This is a genomic window from Conexibacter woesei DSM 14684, assembly GCF_000025265.1.
Classification (GTDB): Bacteria; Actinomycetota; Thermoleophilia; order Solirubrobacterales; family Solirubrobacteraceae; genus Conexibacter; species Conexibacter woesei.
This window is the reverse complement of record NC_013739.1, coordinates 5,211,008-5,223,530: the sequence shown is the minus strand read 5'-3', so window position 1 is coordinate 5,223,530 and position 12,523 is coordinate 5,211,008. Positions and strand designations below refer to the sequence as shown.

Annotated in this window: 11 protein-coding genes and 2 pseudogenes; 7 read left to right on the top strand and 6 right to left on the bottom strand. The window is 71.5% G+C overall.

The genetic code is table 11. The features are described 5' to 3' along the window. Complete coding sequence (locus tag CWOE_RS24575) at window positions 1-732, top strand: ABC transporter ATP-binding protein (protein WP_012936358.1); 732 nt, start codon at window positions 1-3, stop codon at window positions 730-732. Here the strand turns inward: CWOE_RS24575 and CWOE_RS24570 are convergent. Both CWOE_RS24570 and CWOE_RS24565 read right to left on the bottom strand, forming a co-directional pair. Beyond that, window positions 710-1,555, bottom strand: a pseudogene (locus CWOE_RS24570) (NAD(P)H-binding protein); the annotation flags it as partial. The gene CWOE_RS24575 and the pseudogene CWOE_RS24570 sit on opposite strands and share 23 nt — an antisense overlap. 51 nt (window positions 1,556-1,606) lie before the next feature. Next, window positions 1,607-2,395, bottom strand: coding sequence for an IclR family transcriptional regulator (locus tag CWOE_RS24565; RefSeq protein WP_012936356.1), 789 nt, complete (start codon window positions 2,393-2,395; stop codon window positions 1,607-1,609). A gap of 89 nt (window positions 2,396-2,484) precedes the next feature. Between CWOE_RS24565 and CWOE_RS24560 the strand changes: the two genes are divergently transcribed. After that, on the top strand, window positions 2,485-4,209 hold the full coding sequence (locus tag CWOE_RS24560; protein WP_012936355.1) for a hypothetical protein: 1,725 nt from the start codon (window positions 2,485-2,487) through the stop codon (window positions 4,207-4,209). 51 nt (window positions 4,210-4,260) lie between these two features. On the opposite strand, the gene CWOE_RS24555 is transcribed toward CWOE_RS24560, so the two are convergent. Both CWOE_RS24555 and CWOE_RS24550 read right to left on the bottom strand, forming a co-directional pair. Further along, the gene (locus CWOE_RS24555) at window positions 4,261-5,136 is read right to left on the bottom strand and encodes an endo alpha-1,4 polygalactosaminidase (RefSeq protein WP_012936354.1); all 876 of its coding nucleotides are present in this window, start codon (window positions 5,134-5,136) and stop codon (window positions 4,261-4,263) included. 14 nt (window positions 5,137-5,150) lie between these two features. Beyond that, window positions 5,151-6,053, bottom strand: coding sequence for an endo alpha-1,4 polygalactosaminidase (locus CWOE_RS24550; protein WP_012936353.1), 903 nt, complete (start codon window positions 6,051-6,053; stop codon window positions 5,151-5,153). 166 nt (window positions 6,054-6,219) lie between these two features. Here CWOE_RS24550 and CWOE_RS34515 point away from each other — a divergent pair. From CWOE_RS34515 to CWOE_RS24540, 3 genes and pseudogenes are all read left to right on the top strand, one after another. Beyond that, a pseudogene (locus tag CWOE_RS34515) lies at window positions 6,220-6,762 on the top strand (LOG family protein); the annotation flags it as partial. 60 nt (window positions 6,763-6,822) lie between these two features. Beyond that, the gene (locus CWOE_RS34510) at window positions 6,823-7,233 is read left to right on the top strand and encodes a nucleotide triphosphate diphosphatase NUDT15 (protein ID WP_407641509.1); all 411 of its coding nucleotides are present in this window, start codon (window positions 6,823-6,825) and stop codon (window positions 7,231-7,233) included. Between the two features lie 78 nt (window positions 7,234-7,311). Then, window positions 7,312-8,583 (top strand): hypothetical protein, encoded by a 1,272-nt coding sequence (locus CWOE_RS24540; RefSeq protein WP_012936351.1) that lies wholly within the window; start codon window positions 7,312-7,314, stop codon window positions 8,581-8,583. 53 nt (window positions 8,584-8,636) lie between these two features. Here CWOE_RS24540 and CWOE_RS24535 read toward each other — a convergent pair whose 3' ends face one another. Together CWOE_RS24535 and CWOE_RS24530 are read right to left on the bottom strand one after the other, a co-directional pair. Continuing rightward, window positions 8,637-9,404: an IclR family transcriptional regulator gene (locus CWOE_RS24535; protein WP_012936350.1), complete on the bottom strand. Its 768-nt coding sequence runs from the start codon at window positions 9,402-9,404 to the stop codon at window positions 8,637-8,639. Continuing rightward, window positions 9,401-10,219, bottom strand: coding sequence for an SDR family NAD(P)-dependent oxidoreductase (locus tag CWOE_RS24530; RefSeq protein ID WP_012936349.1), 819 nt, complete (start codon window positions 10,217-10,219; stop codon window positions 9,401-9,403). The genes CWOE_RS24535 and CWOE_RS24530 overlap by 4 nt, the downstream gene beginning before the upstream one ends. A gap of 176 nt (window positions 10,220-10,395) precedes the next feature. Between CWOE_RS24530 and melA the strand changes: the two genes are divergently transcribed. Continuing rightward, window positions 10,396-11,688, top strand: a complete 1,293-nt coding sequence (gene melA, locus CWOE_RS24525; protein WP_012936348.1) for an alpha-glucosidase/alpha-galactosidase — start codon at window positions 10,396-10,398, stop codon at window positions 11,686-11,688. Beyond that, a complete protein-coding gene (locus CWOE_RS24520; RefSeq protein ID WP_012936347.1) occupies window positions 11,685-12,509 on the top strand; it encodes an SDR family NAD(P)-dependent oxidoreductase in 825 nt (274 codons plus the stop codon). The genes melA and CWOE_RS24520 overlap by 4 nt, the downstream gene beginning before the upstream one ends. Window positions 12,510-12,523 lie beyond the last annotated feature (14 nt).

Sequence of the window (12,523 nt, the reverse complement as noted above, 5' to 3'; positions counted from 1 at the left end):
ATGATGCTGCGCACCGACGGACTCGTCGCCGGCTACGTGCCGGAGGTCGACATCCTCGGCGGCGTCGACGTCGAGCTGCGCGAGGGCGAGATCGTGACGATCGTCGGCCCCAACGGCGCCGGCAAGTCGACGCTGCTGAAGGCCGTCTTCGGGCTGCTGAAGCCGCGCGCGGGGACGATCGTGCTGCGCGGCGAGTCGATCGGCGGCTCGCGGACGCACGACATCTCGCGCGCTGGCGTCAGCTACGTGCCGCAGCTCGGCAACGTCTTCCCGAGCCTGACGGTCGAGGAGAACCTGGAGCTGGGCGCGCTCGCGCGCAAGGACGTCGACGTCGGCGAGCGCGAGGAGGCTATGTACGCGATGTTCCCGCGCCTGGCCGAGCGCCGCCGCCAGCCGGCCGGCACGATGTCCGGCGGCGAGCGGCAGATGGTCGCGATGGCGCGGGCGCTGATGCCGTCGCCGGAGATCCTGCTGCTCGACGAGCCCTCCGCCGGCCTCTCGCCCGAGTTCGTCGAGGTGATCTTCGCGAAGGTCGCCGAGATCAACGGCCACGGCGTGACCGTGCTGATGGTGGAGCAGAACGCGCGCCGCGCGCTCGCGATGTCGAACCGCGGCTACGTGCTCGACCTCGGCCGCAACCGCTTCGAGGGACCGGGGAGGGCGCTGCTCGACGACCCGAGAGTCGCCGAGCTGTACCTCGGCGGCGGCGTCAGACCGCCGCAGGCCGGCTGACGCGGCCGAACACGTCGGCGTGTTCCTGCGCCCACGCGGCGAAGCTGCGCGGCGGGCGGCCGGTCAGCTGCTCGACGATCGGGGAGACCGTGTACGACTCCGGCGGCGGAGCGCTGTGGTAGCCGGCGAGCAGCTCGATCAGGTCGTCGGTGTGCCCGAACGCGCGCCAGCGCTCGCGCGCCTGCGCGTCGGTCAGCTCGACGTAGCGGATCTCGCGACCGGTGGCGGCGGCGAGCGCGGCGACGCGCTGCGGGGGCGTCAGCGCCTCGGGCCCCGTCGGCGTCAGCACGCGGCCCGCCTGACCGCCGTCGAGGAGGATCGCGGCGGCGACGGCCGCGACGTCGGCCTCGTCGACGACGGCGCCGAGCACGTCGGCGTACGGCTCGCGGACGACGCCCTCGGAGCGGATCGACTCGGCCCAGTGCAGCGCGTTCGACATGAACTCGGCCGGCTCCAGCCGCGTCCACTCCAGGCGGCTCGCCGCGACCGCGTGCTCCAGCGGCCCCGCCTCGCCGCGCCACAGCACCGTGACGCGTCGCACCCCGGCCCGCTCGGCCTGCGCGACGATCCCGGCGGCGGCTGGGTTGGGTCCGTAGTCGTCGCCGACGGCCGCGAGCAGGTGGGCGGCGTCGACGCCGTCGAACGCCGCCGCCAGCGACGACGGGACGGTCAGGTCGCCCGCGACGACCTCGACGGCGGTCGGCAGGGCGGCGCGCGACGGATCGCGCGAGAGCGCGCGCACCGTCGCGCCCGCGGCGAGCAGGCGCTCGATCACGAGGCGGCCGATCTGCCCCGTCGCACCGGTCACCAGCACGGTCATGTCTTGCTCCTTGATCGGGAGTCGCGGACCCTAACTCCTAAAGTCGGCTTGAAGTCAAGCCTTCGTTCGCGACGGTCTTCTCGGCGGGCCGAACGCCTCGCCGGCGAGGTCGCGCAGCCTCGGCGCGATCTCGCGCACCTGACGGTCGGTCAGGCGCTGCTTGGGCCCGGCGACGCTGATCGCCGCCGCGGGCTCGCTGCGGCCGAGGAAGATCGGGACCGCGACGCAGCGCACGCCCGGCTCGCTCTCCTCGTACTCCATCGCCCAGCCGCGCCCGCGCACCTCTCTCAGCGCCGCGTGCAGCCGCTCGGGCTCGACGATCGTGTCCGGCGTGCGCGCGGTCAGCGGGCCGTACGTCTCGATCCACTCCGTCAGCTCGTGCTCGAACGGGTGCGTCCAGGCGAGCAGCGCCTTGCCGACGGCGGTCGCGTGGGCGGGGTTGCGGCCGCCGATCACGCTGGTCATCTTCAGCGGCTTGAGCGACTCGACCTTGTCGAGGTAGACGACGTCGCCACCGGCGAGCACTCCCATGTGGACCGTCTCGCCGAACGCGTCGCGCGCCCGCACCAGCAGCGGGTGGATCAGCCCGCGCACGTCGAGCCGCTCGTAGAAGCCGAACGCGACCGCGAGCAGCTGCGGGCCGAGTGTGTAGACGCCGCCGGCGCGGGGCTGGGCGGCGTAGCCGCGCGCCTTCAGCGCGGCGAGCGTGCGGTGCAGCGTCGACTTCGGCACCGCCGTCGCCTCCGCCAGCTCCTCCAGCGTGTAGCCGCTGCCGCTCGTCCCGAGCTGCTCGATCACGCGCAGCGCGCGGTCGACGCTCTCGTGTCCGCCGCTGTCCGCCATCCGGCGGATCCTACGGAGCTGCGGGGGCGAGGTAGTGTGCGGTCCGGTTCGCACGTCGTCGTCCCCGACCGATGGAAGGTGCATCGCTGATGTCGAGTTCCCCTGCGTGTCGCCCGTGGGCGCTTGCGCTCGTCGCGGCGGCGCTGGCCGCCGCCGTCTGGGCGGCGGCCCCCGCACCGGCGACCGCCGCGCCGGCGAGACGTGGGACGCTGGAGGTCCGCCTGACCGGCCTGCCGCAAGGACAGCCGGCCGGCGCGACGCTGCGCGGACCGGGGCTGAGCCGCGAGCTGCGCAGCGCGCGCACGACGCTGCGCGGCGTCAGACCGGGCAGCTACGTGCTGACGCTGCGGCGCGTGACGTTCACGCGCGCGCGGCGCGGCATCGCGAAGGGCTCGATCGCGCTGCCGTCGAGACGCCGCGCGACGGTGCGCGTGAAAGCGGGCGGGCGCGCGCGGCTGGAGGGCGGCTGGGGGATGGTGATGCGCGGGGGCGTCGCGCGCGCGCCGCGCCGCGTGACCGACGTGCTCGGAGCGCCGGAGGACCCGGCCGGCATCGTGGTGCCGCGCGGCGGGACCCGCTACAGAGCGGGCGGCTACCTCACGTCTGGGCCCACGGCGACGTTCCCGCACGGGCTGATCTCGCGCATCACGCGCGTGCGCACCCGGGGCGCGCGCGTCACGCTCGGCCTGCGCTCGGTGCCGGTGACGGAGGTCGTGCCGGAGTTCCGCGGCTGGGCGCCGAGCGGCTCCGGCGCGGCGCACGCGGCGGCCGACACGGTCGGCCCGGAGCCGAGAGTCGGCGGGCTCAGATTCCTCAAGTCGGTCCCCTGCCGGATCGACAGCGACGTGACGCGCTCGGCGGGGCCGTCGTTCGACCTCGGTCTGCGCGACCCGCGTCTGGAGCAGCTGGAGTGGAGCGTGCTGAACCCACGCGTCCACATCCGCACGTCGGGCGAGTGGTTCGTGCGGTTCGCGCTGAACCCGGGCGATGCGCTCAAGTGCAGCGAGACGCTCGCCGGCTTCACGCAGTTCGTGCCGATCCCGATCGGGCCGATCGTGGTGCCGTTCTTCTTCGGCGCGAAGCTCGTCGCGAGAGCGTCGATGACGCAGACCGGCGAGCGCGCGAGCGTCGACCACGCGGTCGCGCTGACGCTCGACGCCGACACCGCGCGCGGCTCCTCCGGCTGGCTGCAGCGCACGACGACGCCGAGAACGGTCGTCGACGGCAGCGTCGCGCTCGACATGCAGGCGTCCGGCGGCTTCTTCGTCGAGGCGGGCGTCGGCGCGCCGAAGATCGCCAACGTGCGTTTGGAGATGGGTCCCGAGCTGGTGCTCGAGGCGCCCGCCTCCGGCACCTGCCAGGCGCAGGCGCGGCTGTCCGCGAAGCTGATCGCCGAGCTGCTGATCCGGCAGTTCACCCTCGACGTCGGCAGCCAGACGATCGTCGGTCCGATGGCGCTGCCGTGGTGCAGATCGGTCGATCCGATCCTCGGCGACTGGCGCTACCGCGACGGCGGCGGCGAGCTGCGGGTCGAGCAAGCGGGTAGCGGCTTCGAGGCGACGGCGCTGACGAACGTCACGATCGACGACTCGGCGTGCGTCTACCAGCCGGCCGGCACGAGATTCCAGATCGCCGGCGCCGACGGCAGCTACACGACGCCCTACGTGTGGTGGAGAGTGTCCGACTGCACGGAGTCCGACCGCGATCCCGCCGCGACGATGAAGATCCTCCCGTTCGACCGCGACCAGATCGACTTCTGCGGCAGCACGGCCCGCAACAGCGGCTGCGACACGTTGGACCGGATCAGACGCTGACGGGCCGGGCCGCCGCGCCGCGTGGGCGCGGCGGGCTCCCCGGGTGCCGGTCTAGCAGTAGCTGTATCTGTAGGCGGCTCTCCCTCTCGGCACGACGTTGCGGTCGCGGCGGATCACCGAGATTCTCGCCCCGCGCGCCGTGCACGCGTTGTTGTAGACGCTGAGGGCGTAGTCGGTGTACTCGATCTCGTAGACGAGGTTGCCGTAGAGCGCGAGGAAGTCGTCGCACTCGCGGGTTCTCGGCAGCGAGCCGCTGTAGCGCTGGCACTCCTCCGCGATCACGAAGTCGTAGCCGTAGCCGTGCAGGTCGGGGGCGATCTCGCTCGTGTTCTTCTGCGCGATCGCCAGGCCTGCGGCATGCGCGCTTCTCGCCATCGCCTCCATCACGATCAGGTTGTCGGCCTGTCTCAGCAGCTCGTCGTACGCGCTCGTGTCGGGGTCGTCGGAGCGCGTCCACGAGTCGAGGTTGTCCGGCTCGATCGCGTCGAAGCCGTCGGCCGCGCATCTTCTGATCCACGCGTCGAGGATCGCGATCAGTCTCGTTCGCTTGGTCGCGGTGCGCGTGTCGAGCACGTTCTCGCCCCAGGCGCCGTCGATCACGAAGCTGCCTCTGCTGCCTCTCAGCAGCAGGTCGGGGTAGTTCGCCTCCCACCACGTGATGTCGTCCGGCTGCGTCTGGAACGCGTTTATGTAGCAGACGTCGTAGACCGCTCTGCCGGGCGGGTCGACGGGGCTGGCGAGCCGGTCGCGGCTGACGACTCTGACGGTCGACAGCGGGGTGTAGGGGCCGCCGATCTGGTAGTCGAACTGCCCGTCGGCGGGCGGCAGCGCGCGCGGCGGGTCGACCGCCTGTGCGGTCCCCGCGCCGAACGCGAAGACGCCCAGCAGGGCGGCGGCGACCGCCGCCGCGCGTATCCGTGAATTCATCGTCGTCACGCTCCTCAGCATGCTCTGTAGACGTAGTCGGGGTGGGTGTCGGCGGTCACGTAGCGGTCGCGCAGGATCACCGAGATGCTTGCGCCGCGGGCTCTGCACGCGTCCGCGTAGAAGCCGGTCCCGCCGCTCGGGTAGTCGGGGTCGTCACCCGGGTAGAGCGGCTCGTTGTCGGTGTACTCGATCTCGTAGACGAGGTTGCCGTAGTAGGTCTGGAAGTCGACGCATTCGCGGATCGTCGTGGAGGAGCCGGAGTAGAGCTGGCACTCCTCCGCGATCACGAAGTCGTAGCCGTAGCCGTCGAGCTGCGGCGCGATCTCGGACGTGTTCTTCTGCGCGATCGCGACGCCGCTTCTGTCCGTTCCGACCGTCGCGGTGTGCGCCTCGGTCGCCATCGCTCTCATAACGGCGAGGTTGTTCGCTCTCGTGATGAGGCCTCTGGAACGGTCCCACGAGTCGAGGTTGTCGGGCTCGATCGCGTCGAAGCCGTCGGCCTTGCATCTGTCGAACCACGCGCCGAGGATGCCGACGAGCGTCGTGCGCTTGGCGCTCGTGCGCGTGTCGAGCAGGATCTCGTTCCACTCGCCGTCGATGACGTAGTTGCCGCTGCTGTCTCTCAACAGCAGCGTCGGGTAGTTGAGTCTCCACCACTCGACCTCGGCCGGCTGGGTCTGGAACGCGTTGACGTAGCAGACGTCGTAGACCGCTCTGCCGGGCGGGTCGACGGGACTGACGAGGCGGTCGCGGCTGACGACTCTGACGGCCGCGACCGGGGTGTAGGGCGCGCCGATCTGGTAGTCGAACTGACCGTTGGCGGGCGGCAGCGTGTATGCCTGCGCGGCGGTCGATCCGACCGTGCATACGCCGAGCAGCGCGGCTGCGGCGACGGCTGCACGAAGACGTGAACCCATCAGGTGGTTCTCCTCTCGATTCCTGTAGCGGGAACGTGATTCCGGAAACGCCGGGCGATCCTACGCAGCTCGCCGCACCGAATGCAAGACCGCCGGGGAGCGGTGTGGAGCTTTCGGCAGCTCGTGCGCGGGCCAAGCTCCTTGCGTCCGTGCGACGATCAGCCCCATGCAGCTGAGACGCGTGTGCGTGTACGCGGGGTCGAATCCCGGCGCCGATCCGGCCTACGTCGCGGCGGCGGCGCGGCTCGGGACGCTGCTGGCGCAGCGCGGGATCGGCATCGTCTACGGCGGCGGGCAGGTCGGGCTGATGGGCGCGGTCGCCGACGCGGCGATGATCGCCGGCGGCGAGGTGATCGGCGTGCTGCCGCGCGCGCTGGACGAGCGCGAGATCGGCCATCCGGGGATCACCGAGCTGCGCGTCGTCGAGTCGATGCACGAGCGCAAGGCGCTGATGGCCGAGCTGGCCGACGCGTTCGTCGCGCTGCCCGGCGGGCTCGGCACGTTGGAGGAGCTGGTCGAGGCGGCGACGTGGTCGCAGCTCGGCATCCACGACAAGCCGGTCGGCCTGCTCGACGTGGCGCGCTACTGGCACGAGCTGGAGCAGCTGCTCGACCACGCGGTGCGGGAGCGCTTCCTGCGCGGCGAGAACCGCCGGCTGGTGCTGCGCAGCGCCGACGCGGGACTGCTGCTCGACCAGCTGGCCGCGTGGGAGCGTCCGCGGCCCGGCACGCAGCTCTCCCGCGACGCAGCCGCCCACCTCTTCGAGCCGGTGCCGCGAGCGCCGTCGGTCGGCGTCAGCGCGCTCGTCGTGCGAGACGGGAAGCTGCTGCTCGGCCTGCGCCGCGGCGCGCACGGCGCCGGCACATGGGCCCCGCCCGGCGGCGCGGTCGACGCCGGCGAGGAGCCGGCGGCGACCGCGCTGCGCGAGCTGGAGGAGGAGACCGGCCTGGCCGGGGCGAGCGCCGGCGCGGTCGGCTTCACCAGCGACGTCTTCCCGGCCGACCGCCAGCATTGGATCACGCTGCACCACCGCGTCGCGGGCGTCGTCGGCGAGCCGGTCAACCGCGAGCCGCACCGCTGCGAGCGGTGGGAGTGGTTCGCGCTCGACGCGCTGCCGCCGGCCGCCGAGCTGTTCGCTCCGCTGCGCGCGCTGATCGAGCGCGGCTGGCCGGCGCGCTGATACGGTCGCAATTCAATCAGCGGGGCGGATGTAGAAGTCAATAAATAGCTGTGCTCCGCATCAAAGGGGGACCGAGGGATGCTGTCTAAGCTGCAGTTCTGGATGGTCGCGGCGATCGTCGTGCTGGTCGGCTACGCCGTGGTCGCGACCGGCCGTGAGGAGGCCGCGCCGCCACGGGCGGCGCCGTACGACCTCAGCACGCTGAGACGCGTGAGCTACATGAACGGCCTGCAGTTCGTGCGCGGGCCGGTCTACGTCGACGACCCGAGCGAGCCGCGGATCCTCGTCGGCGACGACGAGTCGCGCGACGTGCGCGCGATCCTGCGCAGCGAGGCGGTCGACGCGACGAGCTGCATGGACTACGCCACCACGCCGCCGACGGCGACGCAGCCGCCGTACTCGAACGCGTCGCCGTTCAACGCGGTGACGAGCAGAACGATCCACCCGCAGTCGGCGACGATCGTCTCCAACGCGCTCGCGAGCGGGATCGGCAACCTCGTCACCGAGCAGGAGCCGGCGAAGGAGTACAACCACCCGATCTACTACGCGAGCGTGACCGACCCGGTCGTCGAGCTGGACATCCCCGGCTACTCGCTCGACGGCGCGAGAATCCCGGTCCCGGCGGCCGCCCGAGCGGCCGGCGGCAGCGACGGGCACATGGCGATCGTGACGCCCGACTGCTGGAGCTACGACCTGTGGCGCGCGAGACGCAGCAGCGGGATCGTCAGAGCGGAGATCGGCTACCGCCAGAGATACGACGGGCTCGGGATCGTGACGCCCGCGATGACGAGATCCGATCCGACGATCGGCGGCACGACCGCGCCGTACTTCGGCGCGCACGCGGGCCTGATCCGCGGGCCGGAGCTGCTCGCGGGCAGAATCGACCACGCGCTCTTCCTCGTGATCGAGACGGGCACCGCCGACACGACGTTCGGCCTCGGCACGGTCGCGCCGGACGCGAACAGACGTGGCGGCAACGGGTCGAGCATCTACCCGGCGTTCAAGGGCGACGCCGTCTCGGCCGGCGTGCGCGCGCCGATGGGTGCGCGCTTCTTCCTCGACATGACCGAGACGGAGATCGACGCGACCGGCGCGCCGGCGTGGGAGCGGGCGATCGCGAAGGCGATGTCGAGATACGGCGGCTACTTCGGCGACACGGGCGGACCCGGGTTCGCGTTCTCGTTCGAGGCCGGCTTCCAGTACACCGCGATGGGGCAGACGAACCCGTTCGAGACGCTCGCCAGAAGCATGGGCCTGAGAAAGGACCCGGTCTGGGGCTACACCTGGGTCTTCAGCGGCAGAATCCCCTGGAGAACCAAGCTGTACGTGACGGATCCGCCGGCGCCGTAGCCGATCGGAGCGGCAGGAGGGCGTGTCAGCGCAGCGTCGCGCTGACACGCCCGTCAGCCGCGCCGCGCGAGCTGCGCCTGGGCGGCGGTCGTCATCTCGCCGAGCGCCTTGCGGACTCTCGCGGCGACGTCGCGGCTGTAGCGCGGCGTCGGGATCGAGACCGAGATCGCGCCGACGACCTGGCCAGCGCCGTCGCGGACCGCCATCGCGGTGCAGCGGCAGCCGATCGCGAACTCCTCGTTGTCGGTCCCGTAGCCCTGCTGACGGACCCTGTCGAGCTCCGCCATGATCGCCTCGACGTCGGTCAGCGTGTGCGACGTGAACGACTCGAGCACCGAGCCCTCCAGCCGGGCGCGCGCGTCGTCGGGATCGAGCGCGGCGAGCAGCACCTTGCCGATCCCGCTCGCGTGCGCCGGCAGCCGCACGCCCGGGGTGGAGGAGAGCTTCATCGGGTGCGGCGACTCGCTGATCTCCAGGTAGACGGCGTCCGCGCCCTCCAGCCGCGCCAGCTGCACGGTCTCCTCGGTGCGCGAGCGCAGCTCGTCCATCAGCGGCTTGAGCACCGTCCGCAGGTGCTCGACGTCGCGCCGCGCGCGGCCGATCTGCCAGACGCGGATGCCGAGCCCGTACGACTTCGCGGCCGCGTCGTACTCGACGTAGTCGCGGTCGATCATCGTCTGCAGCAGGTTGTGGACCGACGACTTCGGCAGCTCCAGCGCCGCGACCACCTCGGAGAACGTCAGCGCCTCGCGCTCGGCCAGCAGGTCGAGGATCGCCAGCACACGATCGGCCGACTTGACCGCCCCGCCCGCGGCGCTCATGAGGCCTGCCCCTCGACGCGCATCGCGCTCATCACGTCGAGTCTCGCCTTGAAGGCGGTGTAGCCGCTGTCGATCGGGAAGACGCCGCCGGTGACGACGCGTGACTCGTCGGCGCCGAGGTAGACGGCCATCGGCGCGATGTCTTCCGGGGTTGCGATCGGCAGCAGGTGCAAGCGGTCGATGGTGTCATGGGAGGTGGCGTCGGCGAGCCATGCCTGTTGGGGTTCGGTGGAGACGAAGCTTGGGCAGATCGCGTTGACGCGGACGCCGTCGGGCGCCATGCCGGCGGCGAAGGAGCGTGTGAGGGCGGTGACGCCGCCTTTGGCGGCGGTGTAGGCGTCGAGGCCGGCGACGCCGACGAGGGCGTCGGTGGTGGAGACGAGGACGATCGAGCCTGAGCGTTGGGCGATCATCTGGCGGCCGGCGTGTTTGCAGACGTGGTAGGTGCCGGTCAGGAAGAGGCTGATGATGCGGTGCCAGATGTCGTCGTCGAGTTCGGTGAGGCGTGCGTCGTGGTCGTTGACGAGTGGGACGTTCGCGGCGGAGTGGACGAGCACGTCGACGGTGCCGTAGAGCTCGACCGTCTGAGCGACGAGTGCTTCGACGCGGGCGGAGTCGGTCACGTCGACGGTCAGAGCGGACGCGGTTCCGCCGGCTGAGCGGATGTCGGCGGCGACCGTCTCGCCGCGTTCTGCGACGAGTTCGGCGAGCACGACGCGTGCGCCCTCGGCGGCGTAGGCGACGGCGGTCGCGCGGCCGATCCCCGAGCCCGCGCCCGTCACGATCGCGACCTTCCCATCCAGCCGTCCGGCCATCCCTCATACCCTCCAGATTGGTTCGCCACGAAGAACTCGTGTTCACAAAGCGAAACGACGCTAGCACGACCGGCAAGCGCGCAGTCGGCTTGCGCGGTTTCGGGGAGGGCGCTACTGTGCCGTTCCGAGGAGAGAAAAACTGTTCACATAGATGAACATGAACTCGACGGAGCCTGATGCCGAGAATCACCCTGATCGGCGCCGGCAGTGCCACTTTCACGCGCATGCTGCTCGGCGACATCCTGTCCTTCCCTGAGCTGCACGACGTCTCGATCGCGCTGCACGACATCGACCCGGAGCGGCTGGAGACGGCCGAGGGCGTCGCGCGCTGGACCGCGAAGAACGCCGGTGCCGCCCCGGCGATCAGCGCCCACGCCGACCGCCGCGCCGCGCTCGACGGCGCCGACTACGTCATCAACATGGTCCAGGTCGGCGGCCACAGAGCGACTGTCGCCGACTACGAGATCCCGCTGAAGTACGGGCTGCGCCAGACGATCGGCGACACGCTCGGGATCGGCGGCATCTTCCGCGCGCTTCGCACGATCCCCGTCATGCACGGGATCGGCAACGAGATGGCGGAGGTCTCGAACGACGGCGCCTGGCTGCTCAACTACACCAACCCGATGGCGACGCTCTGCTGGGCGACCTATGCAGGCTCTCCCCAGCAGAACGTGATCGGCCTCTGCCACTCGGTGCAGAACACGACGCGACAGCTGGCCGAGTACGTCGGCGTGCCGTTCGAGGACGTCACCTTCCGTGGCGCCGGCGTGAATCACCAGGCGTTCATCCTGCGCTTCGAGCGCGACGGCGAGGACCTCTACCCGCTGCTCGACGCGAGAATCGCGCAGGACCCGGAGCTGCTGCGCAGAGTCCGCATGCAGATGTACTCGCGGCTGGGCTACTTCCCGACCGAGTCGAGCGAGCACTCGTCCGAGTACCTGCCGTGGTTCATGCGCGACGACGAGGCGATCGAGCGCCATCGGATCGAGGTCGGCGCGTACGTGAAGATGAGCGAGGAGAACCTCGACGAGTACGCCGAGACGCGCCGTCGTCTCGCCGCCGGCGAGGACCTGCCCGGCGAGCCGAGCATCGAGTACGCGCCGGAGATCATCCACTCGATCGAGACCGGCACGCCGCGCGTCGTCTACGGCACGGTGCAGAACACCGGCCTGATCGACAACCTGCCGCGCGGCGCGGCCGTCGAGGTGCCGTGCCTGGTCGACGGCTCCGGCGTCCAGCCGACGCACGTCGCCGACTACCCCGCGCAGCTGGCGGCGCTCAACCGCACGTTCCTCAACGTCTGCGAGCTGACGGCGCGCGCGGCGATCGAGGGTGACAAGGACCACGTCCGCCATGCGGCGATGCTCGACCCGAACGCCGCCGCGACGCTCTCGCTCGACCAGATCTGGTCGCTCTGCGACGAGCTGACGGCCGCCCACGGCGACCTGATCCCCGAGGCGCTGCGATGAGTGCGGAGGCCGAGAACGGCCAGCTCGCCGCGCTCGCGCCGCTGACGCCACGCGAGTCGCGCCCCGGCACGACCGTCGTCGTCGGCGCCGCGCAGGGGATCGGCGCGGTCGTCGCGCAGCGGCTCGCGGCCGAGCCGTGGAGCGAGCGGGTCGTGCTCGCCGACCTCGACGGCGACGGCGTCGGCGGGGTCGCGGCGCAGCTGCGGGCCGCCGGCCACGAGGTCGACTCGCTGCGCGTCGACGTGACCGACGCCGCCGCGGTCGACGCGCTGGTGGAGCGCAGCCGCGAGGCGACGCGCGTCGCGATCGTCGCGGGGATGTTCTTCCCGACGCCTGCGCTCGACGTCACGCGCGACGAGTTCCGCCAGATCGTCGACGTCAACCTGCACGGCGCCTACTTCGTCGCGCAGGCGTACGCGAAGGAGATGGCGGCGGGCGACGGCGGCGCGATCGTCTGCGTCTCCTCGATCGCCGGCCGCATGCCGCGGATGCGGCAGGTCGCGTACTGCGCCTCGAAGGCCGGCATCTCGCACGCGCTGCGGGTGCTCGGGATGGAGGCCGCGCACGACGGCGTGCGCGTCAACACCGTCTCGCCCGGGCTGACCGACACGCCGATGATGCGCACCGTCGCCGGCGACCACGCGGCGGTGCAGCAGATGGCCGACGGGACGCTGGAGGGCTTCCGCCCGCGCATCCCCGACCGCCGCGTCGCGACGCCGACCGACGTCGCCGACGCGATCGCGTTCCTGCTCTCCCCGGAGAGCGACCACATCACCTTGCAGGACCTCGTCGTCGACGGCGGCGAACTGCTCGGACGCTGACCTGGAGAGAGGTG